The organism is Nocardiopsis sp. iso_238 (assembly GCF_056173325.1).
The window spans coordinates 4,312,378-4,336,524 of sequence record NZ_CM149668.1 but is presented as its reverse complement, the minus strand read 5'-3'; the positions used below and the strand labels follow the sequence as shown (position 1 = coordinate 4,336,524).

Sequence of the window (24,147 nt, the reverse complement as noted above, 5' to 3'; positions counted from 1 at the left end):
CGGACACGGGCCGGTGCCGCGGCGCCGCTCCTGAAGAGCACGACGAAGGGCCCGTGGGAGATCCCACGGGCCCTTCGTCACGTCCGTCCGAGTGAGGACGGGGTCAACTCACGCTGGCCCCGTCCTCCTCACCGTTGTTCCCGGTGCCGTTGCCGGGCTCCTCGGTGCCCTCACCCGGTTCGGGGTCGCCACCGCTGCCGGGGCTGGTGGGCTCGTCGGTGGGCTCTTCCCTGGGTTCGTCGGTGGGGGCGCAGGTCTCCCTGACCTCCCGCTCGTCGTCCTTGCTCTTCTTGTCCTCTTCACGGGGGCCGTCGGTCGGGACCGGCGTGAGCTCCTCACCGGGCGGGCACGAGGCGGTGGCCTCGAACCCGTCGTCCTCGGAGGAGGAGGGCGAGCTGTCCGGGCTGGGGGAGCCCTCGGGGTCCTCGTCCGTCTCCTCCGCCGGTTTGCTGGTGCCGGTGGTGGAGTCCGTCGAGGGGCCGGGGGCCGCGACGCCGCCGCTCCCGTTGCTCTCGGCCTCGGGCGGGGTGCCCTCGCGGTCGGCCCCCGCCGGGACGATCTCCAGGACCTGTTCACGGACCTGGGGGCTCGACATGATCACCGAGGCGACGATGAGCACGGCCGCCGCCACCGCTGTCGCGGGACGCAGCCACGGCAGCCCGAACCACGCCGAGCCGCGCTGACGCTCGGTGCGCTCACGGATGAGGTTGAGTCCTTCGGCCGACGGGGTCACGTCGTCGGCCTCGGCGCGGAGTATCTGACGGAGCTGGTCCTCGAACTCCGTTTCGTTCCGATCGTTGGGGCTACTCATGACGTCTGCTCCAGTACAGAGCGAAGGGAGGAGATGCCACGCGAGGTGTGGCTCTTGACCGCGCCTCGGCTGATGCCCATGGCGTCCGCGATCTGTGCCTCAGACAGATCGCCGTAGTACCGGAGCACGATGGCCTCTCGCTGACGGGTGGGTAGCTTGCGCAGCGCGGTGATGACCGCCTCGCGTTCCAGCAGGTTCATGGCCCCGTGCTCGGCACTGGGTGCGTCGGGCAGGGCCTTCGGGGCGTGCTTCTCGACGACGGCCCTGTGGCGCAGCACCGACCTGGCCTTGTTCACCACCGCCTGGCGGAGGTAGGAGAGGGCCTTGTTCGGGTCCCTGAGGCGGCGCCAGGCGCCGTGCATGGCGACGAAGGCGTCCTGGACGACCTCCTCGGCGGTCGCGTGGTCCCTCACGAGCAGGGCGGCGAGCCGAACGAGCGGACGGTAGTGCTCCCGGTAGAGCTCCGTCACCGCGTGGTCAGCGTCCCACTCGACCGAGAGTGGCGCCGTGGCGGCTTTGGCCACCAAGGTTTCTGTCGTCACATCAGTTCGACGCACACCCTTGTCGCGGGGTTTACGAAAGGGCATACCTCTTCATTTCCAGTAGACGTGCGTTCCGATCCGAACACGTCGGACGTGGCCGAACGGCGGGCGTGCCCACAGCCTGACGCGCACGGGGACAAAGACTATCGCGCCCCGCTCGGTCGCCGGAGGGGATCGTGGATCGGAACGGTTGCGGAAAGGTTGAGGGTTCATCTCCTCGCGGTTCGTGTACCTGCGGTGTTCCACGCACCTGCGGCATCATGGGCACCGGACAATTCCGATGACCCGAGAAGCGGTGCCGCCACGAAGTGCGGGCCGCGTGACGGAAGGCGAGCGATGGTCGACCCCGACTGCCTCTTCTGCAAGATCGTGAAGGGCGAGGTCCCCGCGGACATCGTCCGCGAGGGGGAGCGCACGGTGGCGTTCCGCGACATCAACCCCCAGGCGCCCACCCACATCCTGGTCGTCCCCCGCGAACACCACGCCGACGCCGCCTCCGCGGCCGCCACCGACACCGGGCTGATGGACGCCCTGGTCCGGGAGGCCCACGAGGTGGCCAAGGCCGAGGACGTGGTGGAGTCCGGCTACCGGATGGTCTTCAACACCGGGGCCGGTGCCGGGCAGACCGTCTTCCACCTGCACGCCCACGTGCTCGGCGGACGCGGCCTGAACTGGCCCCCCGGATAGCGGACGAAATAACCCATCGAGCCCGCCGGGCCCCCGTTGGTAGACTCGGGGACGGGCCCCACCGGCCACTTCGGTTGTCCCACACACCCGTGGTGACCGTGCTCGACACCGTCGGACCCGGTGTGCGGCCCGTCCGCGAGGAGCCCCGGGCGACCGAAGCCCCGGGGCCGTGACCGAAGGGTAGGACAGCGGCCGCAAGGCCACACCATGGCCGAGTCAACTCACACGCACCAGGACCCGGAGACCCAGGTCAAGGTCGTGGTGCCGGACGAACACACGATGATCAGCCTGCTGGGCTCGGGGGACGAGCTCCTCCGCGCGCTGGAGCGGTCCTTCAAGAGCGACATCCACGTCCGCGGCAACGAGTTCACGATCAGCGGGACCCCCGAGGAGACGGCCGTGGTGGTCCGCCTCGTGGAGGAACTGATCGAGCTCGCCAAGAGCGGCACCCACGTCACCCCCGACACCATCGAGCGCATGATCCACATGCTGCGCTCGCCGGGCAAGGAACGCCCCGCGGACGTGCTGACCACCAACATCCTGTCGAACCGGGGCAAGACCATCCGCCCCAAGACGCTGAACCAGAAGCGCTACGTCGACATCATCGACGAGCGCACCGTGGTGTTCGGCATCGGCCCGGCGGGCACCGGCAAGACCTACCTGGCGATGGCCAAGGCGGTGAAGGCCCTCCAGGACAAGGAGGTCAACCGGATCATCCTGACCCGGCCCGCCGTCGAGGCCGGTGAGCGCCTGGGCTTCCTGCCCGGCACGCTCTACGACAAGATCGACCCCTACCTGCGTCCGCTCTACGACGCCCTGCACGACATGCTCGACCCGGACTCCATCCCCAAACTGATGGCCGCCGGAACCATCGAGGTCGCCCCCCTGGCGTACATGCGTGGCCGCACCCTTAATGACTCCTTCATCATCCTGGACGAGGCGCAGAACACCTCGCCCGAGCAGATGAAGATGTTCCTGACACGGCTCGGCTTCGGCTCCAAGATCGTGGTCACCGGTGACGTCACCCAGGTGGACCTGCCCGGCGGGCAGACCAGCGGGCTCCGGACGATCGAGAACATCCTGCGTGATATCGACGACATCGCCTTCTGCCGACTGACCAGTGAGGACGTCGTCCGGCACCGGCTGGTGGGCCAGATCGTCGACGCCTACGGCCGCTACGACGCCGCTCAGGGCGGACCGGGCGGCGGCGGCCGGGGCCGACCGGGACCGCGCGGCGGACGCCGCCGGGGCGGCGACACCCCGAAGGACCGCGCTGACGGCGCCGAGGGCCCCGAAGACCGGGCAGACTGAGAAGAAGTACGTAGTGACACCGGCCGGTGGGCCCGCCTCGTGCGGGCCCACCGCTGTCGGTAGGGTGCCCTTCCCCGGGTACCGGGCGGAGCGACACCGCCCACCCACACCGAATCCAAGTGAGGCAGCCCCAACCGATGAGTATCGACGTCGCCAACGAGTCCGGCGTCAGCACCGTGGACGAGGAGCGACTCTCCCGTCTGGCCCGGCACGTGCTCGACGCCATGCGGGTGCACCCGTTGGCCGAGCTGTCGGTCGTGCTGGTGGACGAAGGACCCATGACCGACCTCCACGTGCGCTGGATGGACGAGCCCGGCCCCACCGACGTGCTTTCGTTCCCCATGGACGAGCTGCGCCCCGGCGGCCCCGGGCGCACCAGCGAGCCGGGTGTGCTCGGTGACGTGATCATCTGCCCGCAGGTGGCCGAGCGCCAGGGCGAGCAGGCCGGCCACGGGACCCGCGCCGAGATCGACCTGCTGTGCACGCACGGCATCCTGCACCTGCTCGGCTACGACCACGCCGAGCCCGAGGAGCACAAGGAGATGTTCGGTCTCCAGGGTGAGATCCTCGCCGCCTGGAACGAGCGCGAGGCCGCCGCCGAGGGGACGACCGAAGGGGACGAGAGCGCCCGATGAGCGCGTCGCTGGCCACGGGTGACCCCGTGGTGTGGGCGGTGGCCTTCGCGGTCGCCCTCCTCCTGACCGCGGTGGCCGGGTTCCTGGTGGCGGCGGAGGTCGCCGTCACCCGCGTGATCTCCATGGGCATGGAGGACTCCCACGCCGAGCGCTCCGCACGGGTGCGCGCCGCGTGGGAGCGGGTGCGCGTGAACCCCACCGCCCACCTGAACATGCTGCTCTTCCTGCGGGTGGTGTGCGAGGTCTGCGCCGTCCTCGCCGCCGCCGTGGGCATGCTCTTCCTGCTGGGCGCGGGCTGGCCCGCCCTGGCGCTCACCGCCGTGGCGATGGTCGTGGTGGAGTGCGTCCTGATCGCGGTCACCCCGCGCATCCTCGGCCGCCAGTTCGCCGGTCCGCTCGCCCGGGCCAGCGCCACGGTCGTCTACCCGCTCCAGGTGGTGCTGGGTCCGCTGGCCCGCCTGCTGGTGGGGGCGGGCCGCGCGCTCACCCCGCGCGGCAAGGGCGACCGGGACGGCCCCTTCAGCACCGAGGTGGAACTGCGCCAGCTCGTGGACCTGGCCGAGCAGGGGGAGGTGATCGACCCCGAGGAGCGCCAGATGATCCACTCGGTGTTCAAGCTGGACGACACCTCGGTGCGCGAGGTCATGGTGCCCCGGCCCGACATCGTGTTCACCGGCCGGGACGCCGACGCCGACGCGGTCCTCTCGCTCGCCATGGCCAGCGGCTACTCGCGTATCCCGGTCACGGGCGAGGACGAGGACGACGTGGTGGGCATCGTCTACCTCAAGGACCTGGTGGAACGGTTGCGTGACCGCTGGGCCGCGACCGCCGGGGGCGCGGACGACGTGCCGCTCACCGCTGGCGACGTGATGCGCGACGCCACCTTCGTGCCCGACACCAAGCCCATCGACGAGCTCCTGCGGGAGATGCAGAAGCGCCGCAACCACGTGGCGGTGGCGATCGACGAGTACGGCGGCACCGCCGGACTGGTCACGCTGGAGGACATCGTGGAGGAGATCGTCGGGGAGATCACCGACGAGTACGACCACGAGATCGCCCCGGTGGACCGGCTGGACGACGACCGTGTGCGGGTGACCGCGCGGCTGCCGCTGGGTGAGCTGGCCGAACTCTTCCCCGAGCGCGACCTGGAGGTCTCCGACGTGGAGACCGTGGGCGGCCTGGTGGCGTTCGTGCTGGGTCGCGTCCCGGCGGGCGGCGCCCAGGCAGAATACGCTGGACTCAGGCTCACCCTGGAGGGCAAGAGCAGCCGCCGCAACCGGATGACCACGGTGCTGGTGGAGCGTCTGCCCGCCGAGCGGGCCCAGGGCCTCGACCACGACGTAAGGAGCACGGACCAGTGACGGACACGACGGGACTCGGCCCCGAGGACACCAAGCTGATCACCCTCGCGCGGGCCTCCCGGGCACGGAACGCGGCGGCCGAGGGCGCCGCGGTGCGCGACGAGACGGGGCGCACGTACGTGGCCACCACGGTGGCGCTGCCCTCCCTGCGGTTGAGCGCGCTCCAGGCCGCCGTGGCCGCGGCCGCCTCCAGTGAGGCCGCCGCGTTGGAGGCCGCCGTGGTCGTCACCGAGGCCAAGGAGCTGACCGAGGCCGACCGCGCGGTGGCGGACGACCTGAAGACCCACCTGGTGGTGATCGCGGCCCCCGACGGGGTGCCCGCGAGCGTCACCCGGCGTTGAGAAGGACAGATGAACGACCTCGACCTTGAGAAGCTCCGCGTGCCGCTGGAGCCGCTCTCCTACCCGGAGGGCTTCCGGAGCGGTTTCGCCTGCTTCGTGGGCCGCCCCAACGTGGGCAAGTCCACCCTGATGAACGCGCTGGTCGGGCAGAAGGTGGCGATCACCAGCAACCGGCCGCAGACCACGCGGCGGACGGTGCGCGGGATCGTGCACCGGCCCGACGCGCAGCTGATCATCGTGGACACGCCCGGTCTGCACAAGCCCCGCACCCTCCTGGGGGAGCGGCTGGACTCGCTGGTGCGGTCCACGTTGGTCGAGGTGGACGTGATCGCGTTCTGTCTGCCCGCCAACGAGCCGATCGGGCGCGGTGACACCTACATCGCCAAGGAGCTCGCGGAGCAGACCAACACCCCGGTGGTGGCGCTCGTGACCAAGACCGACCTGGTGGACCGGGCGGCGGTCGGTGAGCACCTGATGGCCGTGAACGAGCTGGGTGACTGGGCCGACATCGTCCCGGTGTCCGCGCGCGGCGAGTTCCAGCTGGACACCGTCACGGACGTGCTCTGCTCGCACCTGCCGAAGGGGCCGCCGCTGTACCCGGACGGCGACCTCACCGACGAGCCGGACGAGATGCTGGTGGCGGAACTGGTCCGCGAGGCCGCCCTGGAGGGGGTCCGGGACGAGCTCCCGCACTCGATCGCGGTGGTCGTCGACGAGATGTACGAGCGGGAGAACACCAAGCCCGGCAAGGAGCTGGTGGACATCTACGCGTCGCTGTACGTGGAGCGGCCCAGCCAGAAGGCGATCGTGATCGGCTCCAAGGGCTCACGCCTGCGGGACGTGGGTTCGCGGGCCCGCAAGCAGATCGAGGGGCTGCTCGGGCAGCGGGTGTTCCTGGACCTGCGGGTACGGGTGGCCAAGGACTGGCAGCGCGACCCCAAGCAGCTGCGCAAGCTGGGCTTCGACCAGCAGACGTAGGTCGGAGCGGACGAGGGGGCGTGACCACATGTGGTCACGCCCCCTCGTCGTGTCCGCGACGGCGCTGGTCAGCTCTGGTTGTTGAGGTCGGTGGCCAGGACCCGGGCGCACCGCCGCACGATGGGGGCGGCGTGGTCCACGAAGTCCCAGCTCACGCGGGCCTCGGGGCCGGAGACCGACACGGCCATGCCGGAGGGGGCGTCCTTGACGGGTACCGCCACGCAGCGCACACCCACCTCCTGTTCGCCGTCGTCGATGGCGTACCCGGTCTCGCGGATGCGCCGGAGTTCGGCGAGGAAGGCGTCGTGGTCGGTGATGGTGCGCTCGGTGGCGGCGGGCATCCCGGTGCGGCGGACGGTGGCCAGGGCCTCCTCGTCGCTGAGCTGGGACAGCAGGGCCTTGCCGACTCCGGCGGAGTGCGGCAGGACGCGGCGGCCGACCTCGGTGAACATGCGCATGGCGTGGGGTGAGGGGACCTGGGCGACGTAGATGACCTTGTCGCCGTCGAGCATCGCGAGGTTGGCGGTCTCTCCGAGGTCCTCCACGAGCTGGGCCAGGTGGGGGCGGGCCCAGGTGCCGAGCATGCGGGCGGCCTTGTCACCGAGTCCGATCAGACGCGGGCCCAGGGCGTAGCGGCGGGAGGGGAGTTGGCGCACGTATCCGTTGCCGACGAGGGTGCGGATGATGCGGTGGATGGTCGGCAGGGGCAGTCCGGAGGAGTCGGCGAGCTGGCTCAGGGAGGCCTCGCCGCCCGCCTCCGCCATGATCTCCAACAGGGCGAAGGCGCGGTCGAGGGACTGCACGCCACCTGAGCGCCGGGCCGTCTCCTCTGGAGGGCGTGGCTGGTCCGTTTGGGGGATCTGTGAGGCTGACAAGGGTCGTGCTCCCATGCTGAGGGCCGCTGCGGTCACGCCCATCATTCTGCAATACGAAAGGTGGTTTTCGCTCTCTGTTGCGAAGGGGAACCTTCGCGCCCCGGGGCGCGAAGGCGCCAGAACCCTTGTTCTTCCGAATCGCAGAAGTTATTATCCGCATATAGAAATTAGTGACCGGACTCTCATCGACCCCCGAGAGTCGGCACCGACGACGGAGGAGGACACGACACGTGGCGAGTGACAGCCTTGCTGGCCTGACCGACCTGGTCACCGAACTCGACACCCGGCTGGCCGAGGCCGACGCCCGACTGGACCGTGAGTACCCCGGGACCAGCGGCGGCCGCCAGCCCGTCCACAGCGTCTACGTTCCCGCCGACCGCATCCAGCCCGGCCTCGCCGCCGCCTGGGGCGAGGAGGCGATCGCCTCCCTCGACGAGTACGCGCCCAAGGCGGCCGACCTGGCCGAGATCACCGGCCTGAGCGAGGCCGCCGTGGCCGACGCGATCCCGCTGGTGCGCGCCAAGCTCGCCCGCGAGCCCATCGAGGACCTGCGCGCCGACTTCGAGGACGGCTACGGGGCGCCCGGCGACGAGACCGAGGACGCCCACGTCCTCGCCACCGCGAACGCGTTCGTCTCGGACCTCGAGCAGGGGACGGCCACCCCCTACTTCGGAATCCGGATGAAGGGCATGGAGGCCGCCGGGCGCCACCGCGGCGTCCGCACGCTCACCCTGTTCCTCCAGACCCTGCTGGAGGGACACGGATCCCTCCCGGACAACCTCGTCCTCACCCTGCCCAAGATCACCTCGGTCGAGCAGGTCGAGGCGATGGTGTGGGTCAGCGAGCGGCTGGAGGAGCGCTTCGGCCTGCCCGCCGGACGCCTGCGGTTCGAGCTCCAGATCGAGACCCCCCAGTCCATCCTGCTCACCGACGGCACCGTCGCGGTCTCCCGCATGATCCAGGCGGGCCAGGGCCGCGTGACCGCCCTGCACTACGGCACCTACGACTACAGCGCGGCCTGCGGGATCACCGCCGCCCACCAGAGCCTGGCCCACCCGGCCGCCGACTACGCGAAGTCGGTCATGCAGGTCGCCGCCGCCGGAACCGGTGTGTGGCTCTCCGACGGCGGCAGCAACATCCTGCCTACGGGCACCCCCGAGGTCGTGCGCTCCGCGTGGAACCTGCACGCCGGACTGGTTCGCCGCTCCCTGGAGCGCGGCTTCTACCAGGGCTGGGACCTGCACCCCAACCAGCTGCCCATCCGGTACCTGGCCACCTACGCCTTCTACCGTGAGGCCTTCACGCCCGCCGCCGCCCGCCTCAAGGCCTACCTCGGCCAGGCCGGGGGCAACGTCATGGACGAACCCGCCACCGCCCAGGCGCTGGCCTCCGTGCTGGCCAGCGGCCTGCGCTGCGGCGCCCTGGAGGAGTCCGAGGTGGTCACCGCCGCCGGCGCGGACGCCGGTACCATCGTCGCCCTGGCCACCCGCCGTGTCGGACAGGAGCAGTGAGTTGACCGAACACGCACTCGTCGTACGCGCCCACCGCGCACTCACCCCCGAGGGTGAGCGCGCCGTCAGCGTGGTCGTCGACGACGGAAGGATCACCGAGGTCCTGGCCGGGGACGACGCCCCGGTCAGCTCCGCCCGCGAGATCCGCCTGGCCGAGGACGAGATCCTCCTGCCCGGCCTCGTGGACAGCCACGTGCACGTCAACGAGCCCGGCCGCACCGAGTGGGAGGGCTTCGCCAGCGCCACCCGCGCCGCCGCATTGGGCGGTGTGACCACCCTGGTGGACATGCCGCTCAACAGTGTGCCGCCCACCACCACGCTCGACGGCCTCAAGGCCAAGCGCGCGGTGGCCGAGGGCAAGCTCGCCGTGGACGTCGGTTTCTGGGGCGGGGCCGTCCCGGAGAACTCCGGCGCCGACTCCACCGGCACCCTCTCCGACCTCTGGTCCGAGGGAGTGTTCGGGTTCAAGGCGTTCCTGTCGCCCTCGGGCGTGGACGAGTTCGGGCACCTCTCCCCGGAACAGCTGAACACCGCCGCCACCGCCATCAAGGCGTTCGGCGGCAGGTTGATCGTGCACGCGGAGGACCCGAAGGTGCTGGACTCGGCGCCCGCCGCGTCCGGGCGCGACTACGCGGACTTCCTGGCCTCCCGCCCCGACGAGGCCGAGAACGCCGCGATCGCCCTGGTGATCGACACGGCCCGCCGCACCGGGGTGCGGGCGCACATCCTGCACCTGTCCAGCGCCTCGGCCCTGCCGCTGATCGCGCAGGCCAAGGAGGAGGGCGTCCCCCTCACGGTGGAGAGCTGCCCGCACTACCTCACGCTGGCCGCCGAGGAGATCCCGGCCGGGGGGACCAGCTACAAGTGCTGCCCGCCGATCCGTGACGGCGCCAACCGCGACCTCCTCTGGCGCGCGCTCCAGGACGGTCTGATCGACTGCGTGGTCAGCGACCACTCTCCGAGCACCCCGGATCTGAAGGACCTGGACACCGGTGACTTCGGTACCGCCTGGGGAGGCGTCGCCGGGCTCCAGGTGGGTCTGTCCGCCATGTGGACCGAGGCCCGCGGCCGGGGCGTTCCGCTCGCGGAGGTCGTCCAGTGGATGTCCGCCCGGCCCGCCCGCGTGGCCGGTGTGTCCGGCAAGGGTTCCATCGCCCCGGGCATGGACGCCGACCTGGCGGTCTTCGCCCCCGACGAGCCCTTCCACGTGGAGGCGAGCTCCCTGGCCCACCGCAACCCGGTGAGCGCCTACGACGGAGCCGACCTCCACGGCCGTGTCCGCCGCACCCTCCTGCGCGGCGCCGAGGTCACCTCGGACAGCGTGACCGGCCGGATGATCACCCGGGACTGACCCGGTCCCGTCACGGGCGCCCCGCCACCCACGGGGCGCCCGTTCGCATACGCGGAGTCGTTGGCCAGGCCGTGGGCGTGCGCAACCCCGTCACGTGCCGTACAAGCGGTACGGCCTCGCCCCCTGCACCCCTGGGGGACCCAGCCATGCGCCGTAGTAACCGGTACGGCGCCATTCCCCTCAGCCACCGGGGGTGTGGACGTGCAGGTACGCGCTTCGCGGGGTGGTGCGGGTTTGGAACCCCAGCCATCCGCTGTAGTAACCCGCATGCCACCAACCACCCCCCTCAACCACCGGGTGGGTGCGAACGTACAGGAGCGCAGCTTCCTCAGCCCCAGAGGGCTTGCTTGAACCTTCACCCCCGGTGGTTGAACGTGCACGGCGCCATTCCCCTCAGACACAGCGGGGTACAGAGGTGAGGGTGCGCGCTTTGCTGGGTGGTGCGGGTTGGCGGGAGTGCGGTGGTCGGCGCTCGGACGGCGGGGGTTTTCGCCAGTGGTGGGGACACGCATCTCTAGAACACATCGGTTGTCCTGGGGGGTGGCCCGTGTCCGTACTTGGCCTTGAACTACCAGTCGTGCCACCGATCTGCTCATCCGCCAAGTGCGGTGCGGGCAGAGCACCATCCACCCACCCCGCCCTGAATAGACCGAGAAACCCCAAGGGGTACGGTGTAAGCGGTACCTGACTGCCTTTAGCTAACGGGAGAAGCGGGTTGGCCGTAGAGGATTACCGCCTCAGTAACCCCAGCCGTAGAACCCGCGCACCCGCAGCAACCACAGACCATAGAGCGGACAACGGCGCCCAGCCCCGTCCGGTTCTCCGGTGCAGGAGACACGTTGTCCCTCCCGCCGCTTAGGAAGCTGCTGATTGCGGAACGGAGTGGCCGTGAGCGTCGGGCGGGCGGTAGAAAGAGTGGGGGAGGTTGCGAGTGGCGTGGGTGAAATGTCTGTTTCTCAACAACTTGCAGTTTTGAGGCCTTGCGGCTGACAAACACGCAGGTCAAAGAGACTGCTCCCCGCGCACGCGGGGATGGACCCATCACCCCGCGCGAGTGGGGAAAGCTGCGCGTCTGCTCCCCGCGCACGCGGGGATGGACCCTCCCGCATGCCGATTCCATACCTGTGGGCGACCCACCAGCTGCTCCCCGCGCACGCGGGGATGGACCTGCGGAGCGGGCGCGGATCGCCGCTCGCCTGCGCTGCTCTCCGCGCACGCGGGGATGGACTCGGAATTGCTGTCGGCCACCGCTACTTATCTCACGGGACATGCTCCAGAAGAACATGTCTCCAGCAAAAGCAAAACCCTAGATCCTGGGCGCAGTTGTCCGCTCTACGGTTGTGGTTGCTGTCCTGCAGCCTTTCTACGGCCAACCCGCTTCTCCCGTTAGCTAAAGGCAGTCAGGTACCGCTTACACCGTACCCCTTGGGGTTTCTCGGTCTATTCAGGGCGGGGTGGGTGGATGGTGCTCTGCCCGCACCGCACTTGGCGGATGAGCAGATCGGTGGCACGACTGGTAGTTCAAGGCCAAGTACGGACACGGGCCACCCCCCAGGACAACCGATGTGTTCTAGAGATGCGTGTCCCCACCACTGGCGAAAACCCCCGCCGTCCGAGCGCCGACCACCGCACTCCCGCCAACCCGCACCACCCAGCAAAGCGCGCACCCTCACCTCTGTACCCCGCTGTGTCTGAGGGGAATGGCGCCGTGCACGTTCAACCACCGGGGGTGAAGGTTCAAGCAAGCCCTCTGGGGCTGAGGAAGCTGCGCTCCTGTACGTTCGCACCCCCCCGGTGGTTGAGGGGGGTGGTTGGTGGCATGCGGGTACTACAGCGGATGGCTGGGGTTCCAGACCCCCTGTGGTTGAGGGGTCTGCGCACCGGGCGTGTGGAAGGGCGGGCACGCTGACGCGTGCCCGCCCTGGTCTCTGTGTGGCGACTAGCCCCGGGTGGCTTCCCAGCGGGTGCGGAGGTCGGCGGAGCCGGTCTCGGTGAGGGAGCCGTACACGTTCAGGCGGGCCATGCCGCCGTCGGGGAACACGTCGGTGCGCACGTGGGTCGCGGTGACCGGGGCGTCCAGCACGAAGCGGTGGGCGCTGTCGGGCTGGAGCTTCGTGCGGCCGACGATCTCGAACCACTCGTCCGGGGTGTCCGAGTGCGTGTCGCGGCCCAGGATGGTCACCCACCCGGCCGAGTTGCCCTTGAGGTAGGCGGTGTCCAGCTCGATGGCGCGGACGGAGGCCTGGGCGGTGAGGCGGAAGCGCACCCAGTCGTTGCCGGTGTCGCGGCGGCGGCGGTTCTCCCAGCCGTCGTCCATCTTGTGCGAGCGGCCCGGCAGGATGATGTTCTCCGGCGAGGAGTAGAAGCGGTCCGACGCGTCCTCGACCGTGCCGCCGTTGACCAGCGCGGCCAGGTCGAAGCCGCCGAGGGCGGACAGCCAGGCCGGGTCGGCGATGGGCTCGCCGTACACGCGCAGGCGGGCGACACCGCCGTCGGGGAACTGCTTGAGGCGCAGGTGGGTCCAGCGGCGCTCGACGTCGATCCTGTAGCCGTTCTCGGCGTGGCCGTAGACCGGCGTGCGCGCCACGATCTCGGTCCAGTCGGCGGCCAGGAGCTCCTCGGTGGTGGGGGTCCCGTCGAGGTGCGTCACCTCGACGCTGATCTCCGTGGGGTGGTTGCCGCGGAAGTGCGCGGTGTCCACGACGATGCCGCGGATGACGCCGGGCAGAGCGAGACGGACCAGGGCCCAGTCGTGGTCGTCGGCGGTGGGGTGCGGCTGCTCGGCGCTCACACCACGGCGACGGCGGGTCTCCCACCCGTCCATGACCTTGCCCTTGTGCCCGAAGTGGTGCGGGTCGAACAGCGCGGGCTCGGTCCGCAGCATGTTCTCGCGGTGGGCGAAGAACTCGTCGTTGGCGGCGACGACACCGGCGCCCAGACGACGGTCGGCGAGGTCCACCAGCCCGGCGAAGTCCAGTTCGGTCTTCTTGAAGTCGGCGTAGGGGTCGCCGCCGGGGTACGGCTGGGCGTTGTAGGCACGGGGGTCGAAGGACGGGTCCTGGCTCACGTTGCTCCTGTCGGTCGGGGTCTTCCTTCAGACTCGCAGGAGAAACCGGTTAATTCCAGCGAAAGTTTTTGATCATTATGTTCGCTTTGGCTGAACATTGGTCAGGCGTGCTGCGGCGTCGGCCAGAGCCCCCAGGGCGAGGGCGATCTGGGGACGTTCGCCGGAACCGGACCGCACGGCGGTGACGACGTGGCGGCGGGGCTGCTCCGAGTGGGGCACGCGCAGGGTGACCCCCGGTGTGTCGCGGGCGGCGGCCAGCCGGGGGATCAGCGCGATCCCCATCCCGGCGGCGACCATGTCGAGGATGGCCCGCCAGTCGGAGGCCACGTGCGCCTGCTCGGGCACGAACCCCGCCTGGGCGCAGGCCGCGAGGGTGATGTCCCGCCACGGTCCGGAGGCGCCGTAGATCCAGGGCTCCTCGGCGAGGTCCCTCATGCGCAGCGCCGGAGCGGTGGCCAGCCGGTGCTGTGCGGGCAGGGCCACGTCGAGGGGATCGGTCAGCAGCTCGGTGCGGTCGTAACGGCCGTCGTTGCGGGTGGGGGCCTGGGCGGCCAGGGAGAGGCCGATGTCGATCTCCCCGGCGGAGAGGAGGTCGTAGACCTCCGCTGCCTCGGCCTGGTGCACCCGTGTGCGCAGCCCCGGGTGGTCGGCGCGCAGCGCGTTCAGGGCGGGGACCACCAGCCCGGGGATCGCGGTGGCGAAGGTGCCCACGCGCACCCGTCCGGCCTCGCCCCGGACGAACCCGTCCAGTTCGGCCTCGGCCCTTTCCAACTGGGCCAGCACCACGTCGGTGTGCCGCAGCAGCACGTGCGCGGCGTCGGTGAGGCGGACGCGGCGCCCGTGCGCCTCCAGGAGCGCCACCCCCACCTGCTGGGAGAGCGACGAGAGCTGCTGGGAGACGGCCGAGGGGGTCATGGACAGGGCCTCGGCGGTCGCCCGGACGGTGCCGAGCTCTTCGAGGGTGCGGAGTACGCGCAGCTTGCGCAGGTCCCAGTCGGTCACCCTCACAGGCATACCATTCACCGTCACTTAACAGAAGTGGGGCGGGCGCGTGGTCACGGCGCTCCGCCCCCGGGGAAAGGGACCCGGGTCAGGTCCGGTCGGCGTCCGAGCTCCGGTAGGTGGCGCCCGCCTGGTCCGTGTACTTGGCCTCACCGGGCCCCGCGCTGCCGATGTCGGCCCGGTCGATGTCGGCGGGGTCGGCGGAGGGGCCGCGGCCGATCACGTTGAAGCAGATGTTCAGCAGGATCGAGACGATGGCCGCGCCGATGATGCCCGAGTGGGCGATCAGCTCGACGGACTCCGGCAGGAACGCGTAGAAGGTCGGGTAGGCCAGCGGGATGATGGCCACGCCGATGGAGGCGGCGACCAGGATGAGGTTGAGGTTGTTGGTGAAGTCCACCTTGGCGAGCGTCTTGATGCCGCTGGCCGCGACGCTGCCGAACAGCACGAGGCCCGCGCCGCCCAGGACCGGGGTGGGGATGGCGGCCATGACCCCGCCGAGCACCGGGAACATGCCCAGGACCAGCAGGATGCCCGCGCCGGTGGCCACCACGTAGCGGCTGCGGATGCCGGTGAGGGCGAGCAGCCCGATGTTCTGCGCGAACGAGCTGGTGGGGGTGGCGCTGAAGATCGGACCGATGATCGAGCCGCTCACGTCGGCGCGCAGACCGGCCGAGATGCGCTTGGCGTCCACCTTGGAACCGGTGATCTCACCGACCGCGATGATGTGCGAGGCGCCCTCGGTCAGGACCACGAGCATGATGATGCACATGGTGATGATCGCGGCGACCTCGAACTGCGGGGCGCCGAAGTAGAACACCGAGGTGGGGTTGAAGACGATGTCGGCCTCGCCCACCCGGCTGAAGTCGGCCATGCCGAGCGGGACCGCCACGAGCGTGCCCACCACCAGGCCGAGCAGGATGGACAGACGGCCCCAGATCCCCGGGAACAGGCGGGAACCGACGAGGATGACGATCAGGGTCAGCGCTGCCAGGCCGAGGTTGGCCACGGGGGCGGCCGGGACCTCGGCGCCGTCCTCCATGACGCGCACGGAGCCGTCCATGATCCAGCGCGCGGCCACCGGCATCAGGCTGACACCGATCACCGTGATGATCGTGCCAGTGACGATCGGGGGGAAGAAGCGGATGAGCTGCCCGAAGAAGGGGGTCAGGAACAGCGCGAACACACCGGCGGCCATGGACGCGCCGAAGGCGATGGGGAGGTTCTCCCCGTCCTGGCCGGCCGCGAGGGCGGTGATCGCGCTGACGGGCACGAAGGAACAGGCCACCACGATCGGCATCTGCGCGCCGATCCGCTTGTGGCCGACGGTCTGCATGAGGGTGGCGATACCCGCCACCAGGAGCGCGCCGCTGACGAGGATTCCCATGGCGGCGGGGTCGTTCGCGAGCCCAGCGGCGGCGCCGATGACGAGGGCCGGTGCCACCGCACCGGCGTACATGGTGAGGATGTGCTGGAGCCCGTAGACGAGCATGAGCCGCACGGGCAGCTTCTCGTCCTCGGGGCGGGAGGGGGTAGTGGCGGTTGTTGTGGCCGAGTCCTTCGCGGACGGACTGTTCGACATGGCCAGTTTCCAGCCTTTGCGATCGGCGGTCACCGAGAGAGGGGGGTGACCGGGTTCTCCGGGGCGGGTGCCCGGTGGTGTCGCGCCGGCCTCGAACGCCCTGTTTTCGGGCATGACGAAGGCCGGTGTGGCCCTGGGGACGGGCAGGCGAGGAAGACCTCGGATGGGGAGGGTCCGGGGCCCGGCCGCACGCACGGGCCCCGGCGTTCAGGAAGCTCCGAAGAGCACCGGGGGCGACCCGGGGGAGCACGCGGCACGCCCCGGGGTCGTCACCGGACGGGGGTTAGATGAAGCCCGGGACGGCCTTCCAGGCGTCTCCGGCGTCGGGGGCGTCGTCGCGCTCGACCGTGGCCTCGATCTTGCCGTAGGGCCGGTCGGCGGCGAAGAAGACCTCGTTGGGGTTGTCCAGGCCGAACGCGGAGAGGTCCACCAGGAAGTGGTGGTTGTTCGGCATGGAGAAGCGGATCTCGGCGATCTCGGGGTGGGCCTCGAGGACGGCCGTGCCCATCGCGTACAGCGTCTGCTGGAGGGCGAGGCTGTGCGTCTCCGCGAAGAGCTCCAGGCAGAGGGCCCGGACGGAGTCGTAGGCCTTGTCGAAGTCGTGGTCGACGCCGACGTAGCGCCAGCGGGCCGTCACATCGGTGGCCAGGAGGCGGTCGTTGGTCTCGGCGAGGGTCGTGTACCGGGTCCGGGGGTATCCGTGGAACTCCGAGCCGGTGGACTTGAGGACGGTCAGGCCCTCGAATCCGGAGACCACCCACTCCTTGTCGCCGTCCTTGTTGACGACGGTGGTGCGGGTCTCGGCGCCTCTGCGGGAGAACGCGTGGTCGTGCGGGCCCTTCGAGGTGGCGATCCGGTCCCAGGAGTACTCCTCGATCTCCTGGCGGGCGCCGTACACGTACTCGTGCTCGTCCACGAAGTGGCGGGCCAGCCGCAGGGCGAAGTCCTCGATCGCGCCGACGCCGCCCCACTCGCGGGCCTTGGCGTAGACGGTGTTCTTCTGTGTGTCCGTCGGCAGACACTTGGAGTTGTCGCCCACGGTGTGGACTTCCTCCAGGTCCCCGCGGAGCTGGGAGGTGACGTTGACGTCCTTGATCTGGTGGACGTCGGTGTCGCGCTGGACGTGGACGAGGCGGACCTCCGCCTTGCCGTACTGGTTGTCTCCGAGCCTGATGCCCATCAGGGTGAACTCCATCCGTGTGGATTCGGTTTCATCGCTTGCGCCGCGCGTCGTTCCCGCGTCGGTGCGCCGTGCGTATGAGGGAGGACCGCTGTGGTCATGCGGAAGGACCTGTCACGCACTCGAAGAGGTTGAGTGTGCTACGTGGTGGGTGCCGCCAGGCGGGGCTCCTTCGTTCGTGGGGAGGGGACCGGGAACGTGGTCTCGCGGGCGGGACGGCCCGGTCTACGAGCCCCGGTAGGTCGAGTAGGCGAACGGGCTCAGGAGCAGCGGCACGTGGTAGTGCTGGTCCTCCTCAGCGAGGTCGAACACGATGCTGACCTCGGGGTAGAAGCCCTTCTGGCCCGTCGCGGCGAAGTAGGCCCCGGTGTCGAAGACGACCCGGTAGTACCCGGCGGAGAGCTGGTCGGGTCCGAGGTCGGGCACGCGGCCGTCGCTGTTGGTGCGGCCCTCCGCGACGGTGGTCCACGAGGTGCGGCCCGGGTCGGCGGCGGCCTCCAGGCGCACCGGGACGTCGCGGGCGGGAGAGCCCAGGGCGGCGTCCAGGATGTGGGTGGTCACGTGGCTCATGCTGCCTCCAGGAGTTTGACCAGGCGGAGTCCGGAGATCCTGCGGAGCTCCTCACCGACCACGGTCAGCTCGGTCTCGGGGTCGTTGTCCAGCCGGGCGACCAGGTCCGCGAGGAGTTCGCGTCCGCTGCGGCCGCTGGCGCAGACGAGGTAGATCTGTCCGAATCTTCCCTCGTACTCACCCTGGGCGAACGTGAAGATCCGCTGGACCCTGGCGGAGGCGTCGTCGGTGTCGGCCGCGAACGCCGCCTGTTCCCCGCGGGACCAGGCCGACTCGGTGTCCTGTCCCTTGGCCTTCTCCCCGATCCGGGGGTGGCGGGCCAGCGCGGTGGCCACCTCCTCGGAGGTGATGCCGCGCGCGTGGGTGTCGGCCACCGAGAGCAGGCTCCGGCGGTCGGTGTAGGGCGCCTCGGACGCCACTGCCTCGACCCAGCGGTCCACGTTCAGGCACTGGGCGAGTTCGGTGCGCAGGTCCTGCGGGGGCAGGGCGTTCAGACGCGCCAGACCCGGCTCGGGGGTGTCCCCCGACGGGGCCGGGGTGGTCTCGGGCATGTGTTCTCCCGTGGCTCGGCCGGTACCCGTCCTCACGCCGTGTGAGGCGCTGGGTCGTCGTACCGGCCTGGGCTTTCGTAGTGCAGATACCTGATTCCGTATTACGGATTGCAGGGACTCTAGTTGATGGCAGTGTGACCTTGTCAACACTCGCAAGGGGAGAAATCGGAAAAACAGTCGAATCTGTGGCCTGGTGCGAAGAAAACAGGAAGTTCCTGTTCCCTCGTGGGGCCTCCGGGGTGGGTGGGGTCGTGACCTCGGGGTTCGTCGGCGGCGGGGGAGGGGGTTCGCGCGGGCGGGGTTCGGGGGTGGGTCCGGCAGGGTGGTTGACAAGTGGCGGTGGTCCGGCCCACACTCAGATCATTCCTTAAAGTGAAAACTACTTTCCGCAATACGGAAGTGGATCTCGGAGGCAACGCATGAGCCACACGCTCGGGTACACGGTGAACTGCTCCCTGCTGTTCACCGAGCTCCCCGTCAACGAGCGCCCCCGGGCCGCACGCGACGCGGGCTTCCACGCCGTCGAGTTCTGGTGGCCCTTCGAGAGCGCCACCCCGGCGCAGGCGGAGATCGACGCCTTCGTCGCCGCCCTCGACGACGCGGACGTGCGTCTGAGCGGCCTCAACTTCTTCGCCGGGCAGCTCCCCGGCCCCGACCGCGGCGTCCTCTCCCACCCCTCCCGCACCGACGAGTTCCTCGCCAACGCCGAAGTGGTCGCCCAGATCGCGGAGCGCACCGGCACCACCGGCTTCAACGCCCTCTACGGCCTGCGCCAGGACGGCGTGGACCCGGCCGAGCAGGACCGGCTCGCCGTACGCAACGCGGTGGCCGCGGCCGACGCGGTGGCCAAGGTCGGCGGCACCGTCCTCGTCGAGCCCATCAGCGGCTCCGAGGACTACCCGCTCAAGACCGCCGCCGACGGCCTCGCCTTCGTCGCTAAGGTCAAGGAGGCCGGGGCCGAGAACGTCGCCCTCCTCGCGGACCTCTTCCACCTGGCCGTCAACGGCGAGGACGTCGCCGCGGTCGTCCGCGACCACGCGGCCGAGTTCGGGCACATCCAGATCGCGGACGCCCCCGGACGCGGCGAGCCCGGCACCGGCGACCTGCCCATCGACGAACTCCTCTCCGCCGCCCAGGCGGGCGGCTACCGGGGGCTGGTCGGCCTGGAGTACAAGCCGACCGTGCCCAGCGCCGAGAGCTTCGGCTGGCGCGACTGACCCCCACCGGTCACGGCGGCCCTGGCCGCCGCACCAGCCCACCGCACGAACAGCCACACCACAGCCTGAAAGGGGCCGTCATGGCCGCCAAGAAGATCGCCTTCATCGGCCTGGGCATCATGGGCCTGCCCATGGCCGTCAACCTCGTCCGCGCGGGCCACACCGTCACCGGCGTCAACCGCAGCAGCGCCAGGGTGGACGCCCTGGTCGCCGAGGGCGGCCTGCGCGGCGGAAGCGTCGCCGAGGCCGTCTCCGATGCCGACGCGGTCATCACGATGGTTCCGGACTCCCCGGACGTCGACCAGGTCCTGCGCGGTGAGGGCGGCGTCTACGACCACGCCAAGCCCGGCACCCTGGTCATCGACATGAGCACCATCCGCCCCGACGTCGCCCGCGAGCTCGCGGAGGCCGGCGCCGAACGCGGCCTGCGCGTCCTGGACGCCCCGGTCAGCGGCGGCGAGGCCGGTGCGATCGAGGCCAAGCTGTCCATCATGGTCGGCGGCGCCGCCGAGGACTTCGAGGCGGCGCGTCCCCTCTTCGACGTCCTGGGCACCACCCCGGTCCTGGTCGGCCCCAGCGGCTCCGGGCAGACCGTCAAGGCCGCCAACCAGCTCATCGTGGCGGGCAACATCCAGCTCCTCGCCGAGGCCCTCGTCTTCCTGGAGGCCCACGGCGTGGACACCGAGTCCGGCCTGGAGGTCCTGGGCGGCGGGCTCGCGGGCAGCACCGTGCTCCAGCGCAAGGGCCGGGGCATGCGCGAGCGCGACTTCGCTCCCGGCTTCCGGATCGCCCTGCACGACAAGGACATGCGCATCATCACCGACTCCGCGAGCGCCGCCGGTGTGGCGATCCCGCTGGGCTCCCAGGTGGCGCAGTACGTGGCCGCGCTCAAGAACCAGGGCCACGGCGGCCTCGACCACTCCGCCCTGCTCAAGATCGTCGAGCAGCTCTCCGGCCGCGACGGCGAGTAGGGCCCGGACCGCCCCCGGCGGTTCCGCGAACACGCGTCACCTCCGGACACGGAACTCCGTATGACCGGGGCTGTGCGCCGCCCCCGGGTGTTGGCCCACCCGGGAGGCAGGCGGTCGCACCGCCCCACCCCTGGCACTCACCCCCGGCGTCCGGGGCGTCCACCACCCCGGACGCCCCGGCACTCCAACCACCCCAGCACTGAAGGGTTCGCTCCCATGGCGAAAATGCCCGCGATGAACGCCGTCGTGGAGGTTCTCAAGGACGAGGGCGTCGACACCGCCTTCGGCTGCCCCGGCGCGGCGATCCTCCCCCTCTACAAGGCGATGGAGGAGGTGGGCGGCATCGAGCACCTGACCGTCCGCCACGAGGAGGGCGCCACCCACATGGCCGACGGCTGGTCGCGCACGACCGGCAGGGTCGGCGTGGCCATCGGCACCTCCGGCCCCGCCGGAACCAACATGATCACCGGCCTGTACACCGCCATCGCCGACTCCGTCCCGATCGTGTGCATCACCGGCCAGCAGCGCACCGACCTGCTGGACAAGGAGGGCTTCCAGGCGGTCGACATCGTCGAGATCGCCAAGCCCGTCACCAAGTGGGCCGTCCAGATCAAGGAGGCGGCCACCGCCCCGTGGATCTTCCGTGAGGCCTTCCGGATCGCGCAGGAGGGCCGCCCGGGCCCCGTGCTCGTCGACATCCCGGTGGACGTCGCCCAGGAGCTCATCGAGTACGACCCCGAGCTGGACGCCGCGCTCAAGATCAACACGGTCGAGCCGCACCTGCCCCGGGTCGAGCGCGCCCTGGACCTGCTGCTCGCGGCCGAGCGCCCGCTCATCCTCGCCGGTGGCGGCGTGATCCTGGCCGAGGCCTCCGACGACCTGCGCGCGCTGGCCGAACACCTCCAGGTCCCGGTCCAGGTCACCCTCATGGGCAAGGGCTCCTTCGACGAGGACTCGCCCCTGTACTCCGGCATGACCGGCGTGCAGACCTCCCAGCGCTACGGCAACGCCTCCTTCCTGGAGTCGGACCTGGTCCTGGCCGTGGGCGCGCGCTTCGCTGACCGCCACACCGGCCAGATCGACGTCTACCGGGGCGAGCGCACGTTCATCCACGTGGACATCGAGGCCACCCAGATCGGCCGTGTCTTCGAGCCCGACCTCGGCGTGGTCTCCGACGCCCGACTGTTCCTCCGGGAACTCCTGGCCGCGGCCAGGCGCCGTGACGCCAGGGCGAAGGTGGGCGCGTGGATCGAACGGGTCAACGAGCTCAAGTCGACCCTGACCCGCCGCGAGGACTTCGACACCGTCCCCGTGAAGGCGCCCCGCGTCTACAAGGAGATCAACGAGGTCTTCGACGAGGACACCTACTTCGTCACCGCCATCGGCCTCTACCAGATCTGGGGCGGCCAGCACCAGAAGGCGTACAAGCCGCGCCACTACCAGATCTGCGGTCAGGCGGGCCCGCTCGGCTGGGAGATCCCGGCGGCCATCGGCGTCAAGAAGGCCCTCAAGCACACCGAGCCGGACGCCGAGGTGGTCGGCATCGTCGGTGACTACGGCTTCCAGTACATGGTCGAGGAGCTCGCGGTCGCGGCCCAGTACAACGTGCCGTACGTGATCATCATGCTCAACAACGAGTACCTGGGCCTGATCCGCCAGGCGTCGATCCCGTTCGACATGAACTACCAGGTGGACATCCACTACGACGAGTACGGCACCGACAGCGTGAAGCTGATGGAGGCCTACGGCTGCTCCGGCCGCCGCGTCTGGGAGCCGGGGGAGATCCGGGAGTCCCTGGAGTGGGCCCGCAAGGAGGCGCAGTCCACCTCCCGCCCGGTGCTGGTGGAGATCATGATCGAGCGCGAGGCCAACACCCCGCACGGCCCGGCCATCGACGCCGTCAAGGAGTTCGAGCCGCTGCCCGGCGAGTAGCTCCGTGGTCCGGGTGCGACTGCACCCGGACCCCACAGACCGCCACGGGGTCGGACCTGCACCCCGACCCCGTGGCACGGGCCCCCTCCGCGACCGGCAGGAGGGGGCCCCACCGGCCCCGGGGGGTGGTGACGTTCTTCGCTGGCTCAGCGCCACCCCCCGGTTCCCCGTACCGGACCCGGGCACCGTCCCGGGGCCGGACACGGTCGAACCCCCTCGCACGTGCGGACCTTATCTCGGCACGTGCGAGGGGGCGTTCTGTTCGCCCGGGCCCCGACCGCGGGGTCAGGAGCAGTAGGCCTCCTCCTCGCCGATGATGCGGTACGGGCAGTCCGCGTAGTCGAGCAGGCGCAGCACGGCCTCCTCGTTGCGGGCGGTCTCGCGTTCGATCACCGAGGAGGGCGGGTAGAAGCCGCCGTCCTGGGGCGACTTCGGGTACATCTCGTACGTGTAGTTCACGATGCCCTGGTCGGCCCAGAGCCAGTCGTTGATGGAGCCGTCAGTGACGTAGAGGTCGCTGGACTGCTGGGGCGTGTAGCCGTTGGCCTCGGCCATGTACTCGCCCAGGGCGCGGTGGGTGTCGTACTCCTCGCGGTTCATGCCGTCGGTGACCTCGTCGTACGTGTATCCGTACGGCCACAGGATGAGCTCGCTGTAGGTGTGGAAGTCGATGGCGCTGGTGATCTGCTGTTCGCCGTCCACCACGCGTCCGCGCACGAAGTCCGCGACGGCCTGGACCTCGGGGGCCGACTCCGCGGAGTCACCTCGGTAGGTGATGCTGCTCGGGTCGCCGGACGAGCCGTTGCAGCAGCCCCAGTTGTGGGCCCAGTTGCGGTTCAGGTCGGTGCCGATCGCGGAGGAGCCCTCGTTGGGGGAGCGGTTCTTGCGCCAGTTCCGCCAGGTGTCGCCCGCCATGTCGTACTCGCTGCCGTCCGGGTTGACGTTCGGCAGGATCCAGATCTCCCGGCTGTCCACCAGCCCGGTCACCCGCTCGTCCTCGCCGTACCCGTCCGTGAGCAGGCGCATCAGGTAGATCGCCATCTCCACGGTCAGGTGCTCGCGGGCGTGCTGGGAGTGGGTGAACAGCACCTCGGGCTGGTCCTCGTCCACGGACACGTTGTCGCTGATCTTCACCGCGACGAGGTCCTGGCCCTCGTAGGACTGCCCGTACACCTCCTTGGCGGCGAGGTCGGGGTTGGCGGCGACGAGGTCGTCGATGATCTCCAGCAGCTCCGGGTAGGTCGTGTAGCCCGGATCGGGGTTGGCGAAGGCCTCGGGCAGCGCGTGGGGCTCGGCGGAGTAGCCGAGGTCGCTGAGCTCCGCCATGTCGTGCACCGAGCCGGTGACCAGGACGGAGTCCTCTCCGACGTGGTCGATGGCCACACCGGACGCGGCGATCCGGGACCGCTCCTCGGCGGTGCTCACACCGGTGATCTCGTACAGGTCGTAGGAGGGTTCGGCGGTCGCGCCGCCGGGGGTCAGCAGCCCGAGCAGGAGGGCGCTCGCGGCGACCGGGACCAGTGTTCTTCGGACGGGGGTGAGGGACACGATGCCTCCGTTGAGCGGGGGTGAGGCTTCGGATATGTGGCGATATTGGAGATCGGGGCGCCGTGGACTGTCAATGTGGCAGGCCCCGTGCCGCAGGGGTGCGGAATCGTCTGGTTTGACGGCA

21 protein-coding genes are annotated in these 24,147 nt (G+C 70.2%); 11 read left to right on the top strand and 10 right to left on the bottom strand.

The genetic code is table 11. The features are described 5' to 3' along the window. Positions 1-103 precede the first annotated feature (103 nt). The gene (locus AC0VYL_RS19640) at positions 104-811 is read right to left on the bottom strand and encodes a hypothetical protein (protein ID WP_475454843.1); all 708 of its coding nucleotides are present in this window, start codon (positions 809-811) and stop codon (positions 104-106) included. Continuing rightward, positions 808-1,398, bottom strand: a complete 591-nt coding sequence (locus AC0VYL_RS19635; protein ID WP_475454841.1) for a SigE family RNA polymerase sigma factor — start codon at positions 1,396-1,398, stop codon at positions 808-810. Before AC0VYL_RS19635 ends, AC0VYL_RS19640 begins: the two co-directional genes overlap by 4 nt. A gap of 291 nt (positions 1,399-1,689) precedes the next feature. On the opposite strand from AC0VYL_RS19635, the gene AC0VYL_RS19630 reads away from it, so the two are divergent. From AC0VYL_RS19630 to era, 6 genes are all read left to right on the top strand, one after another. Beyond that, positions 1,690-2,040, top strand: coding sequence for a histidine triad nucleotide-binding protein (locus tag AC0VYL_RS19630; RefSeq protein WP_475454839.1), 351 nt, complete (start codon positions 1,690-1,692; stop codon positions 2,038-2,040). A 207-nt stretch (positions 2,041-2,247) separates the two neighbouring features. Then, entirely contained in the window at positions 2,248-3,351 is a 1,104-nt protein-coding gene (locus tag AC0VYL_RS19625) for a PhoH family protein (RefSeq protein WP_475481083.1), read from the top strand. Positions 3,352-3,488: 137 nt separating this feature from the next. Further along, complete coding sequence (gene ybeY / locus AC0VYL_RS19620; protein WP_475454835.1) at positions 3,489-3,986, top strand: rRNA maturation RNase YbeY; 498 nt, start codon at positions 3,489-3,491, stop codon at positions 3,984-3,986. Beyond that, complete coding sequence (locus tag AC0VYL_RS19615; protein WP_475454833.1) at positions 3,983-5,347, top strand: hemolysin family protein; 1,365 nt, start codon at positions 3,983-3,985, stop codon at positions 5,345-5,347. Before ybeY ends, AC0VYL_RS19615 begins: the two co-directional genes overlap by 4 nt. Continuing rightward, positions 5,344-5,688 (top strand): cytidine deaminase, encoded by a 345-nt coding sequence (locus tag AC0VYL_RS19610; RefSeq protein WP_475454831.1) that lies wholly within the window; start codon positions 5,344-5,346, stop codon positions 5,686-5,688. The genes AC0VYL_RS19615 and AC0VYL_RS19610 overlap by 4 nt, the downstream gene beginning before the upstream one ends. Before the next feature lie 9 nt (positions 5,689-5,697). Then, on the top strand, positions 5,698-6,666 hold the full coding sequence (gene era / locus AC0VYL_RS19605) for a GTPase Era (protein ID WP_475454829.1): 969 nt from the start codon (positions 5,698-5,700) through the stop codon (positions 6,664-6,666). Positions 6,667-6,734: 68 nt separating this feature from the next. Here era and AC0VYL_RS19600 read toward each other — a convergent pair whose 3' ends face one another. After that, a complete protein-coding gene (locus tag AC0VYL_RS19600; protein ID WP_475454827.1) occupies positions 6,735-7,469 on the bottom strand; it encodes an IclR family transcriptional regulator in 735 nt (244 codons plus the stop codon). A 302-nt stretch (positions 7,470-7,771) separates the two neighbouring features. Between AC0VYL_RS19600 and AC0VYL_RS19595 the strand changes: the two genes are divergently transcribed. Then, on the top strand, positions 7,772-9,052 hold the full coding sequence (locus AC0VYL_RS19595; protein ID WP_475481082.1) for a DUF6986 family protein: 1,281 nt from the start codon (positions 7,772-7,774) through the stop codon (positions 9,050-9,052). Position 9,053: 1 nt separating this feature from the next. Beyond that, the gene (allB, locus tag AC0VYL_RS19590; protein WP_475481081.1) at positions 9,054-10,403 is read left to right on the top strand and encodes an allantoinase AllB; all 1,350 of its coding nucleotides are present in this window, start codon (positions 9,054-9,056) and stop codon (positions 10,401-10,403) included. Positions 10,404-12,342: 1,939 nt separating this feature from the next. Here the strand turns inward: allB and alc are convergent. The 6 genes from alc to uraD form a co-directional block, all read right to left on the bottom strand. After that, positions 12,343-13,470: an allantoicase gene (gene alc, locus AC0VYL_RS19585; RefSeq protein WP_475481080.1), complete on the bottom strand. Its 1,128-nt coding sequence runs from the start codon at positions 13,468-13,470 to the stop codon at positions 12,343-12,345. A 75-nt stretch (positions 13,471-13,545) separates the two neighbouring features. Beyond that, a complete protein-coding gene (locus AC0VYL_RS19580) occupies positions 13,546-14,484 on the bottom strand; it encodes a LysR family transcriptional regulator (protein ID WP_475481079.1) in 939 nt (312 codons plus the stop codon). Positions 14,485-14,560: 76 nt separating this feature from the next. Then, a complete protein-coding gene (locus AC0VYL_RS19575; RefSeq protein ID WP_475481078.1) occupies positions 14,561-16,054 on the bottom strand; it encodes a nucleobase:cation symporter-2 family protein in 1,494 nt (497 codons plus the stop codon). Between the two features lie 283 nt (positions 16,055-16,337). Then, on the bottom strand, positions 16,338-17,234 hold the full coding sequence (pucL, locus tag AC0VYL_RS19570; protein ID WP_475483545.1) for a factor-independent urate hydroxylase: 897 nt from the start codon (positions 17,232-17,234) through the stop codon (positions 16,338-16,340). A gap of 225 nt (positions 17,235-17,459) precedes the next feature. After that, positions 17,460-17,804: a hydroxyisourate hydrolase gene (gene uraH / locus AC0VYL_RS19565; protein WP_475454815.1), complete on the bottom strand. Its 345-nt coding sequence runs from the start codon at positions 17,802-17,804 to the stop codon at positions 17,460-17,462. Further along, positions 17,801-18,355 carry a 2-oxo-4-hydroxy-4-carboxy-5-ureidoimidazoline decarboxylase gene (gene uraD / locus AC0VYL_RS19560; RefSeq protein ID WP_475481077.1) on the bottom strand — a complete coding sequence of 185 codons (555 nt, stop codon included), beginning with the start codon at positions 18,353-18,355 and terminating at the stop codon, positions 17,801-17,803. The genes uraH and uraD overlap by 4 nt, the downstream gene beginning before the upstream one ends. Positions 18,356-18,774: 419 nt before the next feature. On the opposite strand from uraD, the gene AC0VYL_RS19555 reads away from it, so the two are divergent. The 3 genes from AC0VYL_RS19555 (at position 18,775) to gcl (ending at position 22,475) form a co-directional block, all read left to right on the top strand. Beyond that, a complete protein-coding gene (locus tag AC0VYL_RS19555) occupies positions 18,775-19,572 on the top strand; it encodes a hydroxypyruvate isomerase family protein (RefSeq protein ID WP_475481076.1) in 798 nt (265 codons plus the stop codon). Positions 19,573-19,652: 80 nt separating this feature from the next. Further along, entirely contained in the window at positions 19,653-20,543 is an 891-nt protein-coding gene (locus tag AC0VYL_RS19550; protein ID WP_475454809.1) for a 2-hydroxy-3-oxopropionate reductase, read from the top strand. 216 nt (positions 20,544-20,759) lie between these two features. Next, complete coding sequence (gene gcl, locus AC0VYL_RS19545; protein ID WP_475454807.1) at positions 20,760-22,475, top strand: glyoxylate carboligase; 1,716 nt, start codon at positions 20,760-20,762, stop codon at positions 22,473-22,475. 285 nt (positions 22,476-22,760) lie between these two features. On the opposite strand, the gene AC0VYL_RS19540 is transcribed toward gcl, so the two are convergent. Continuing rightward, on the bottom strand, positions 22,761-24,023 hold the full coding sequence (locus AC0VYL_RS19540; RefSeq protein ID WP_475454805.1) for a M14 family metallopeptidase: 1,263 nt from the start codon (positions 24,021-24,023) through the stop codon (positions 22,761-22,763). Positions 24,024-24,147: the final 124 nt, after the last annotated feature.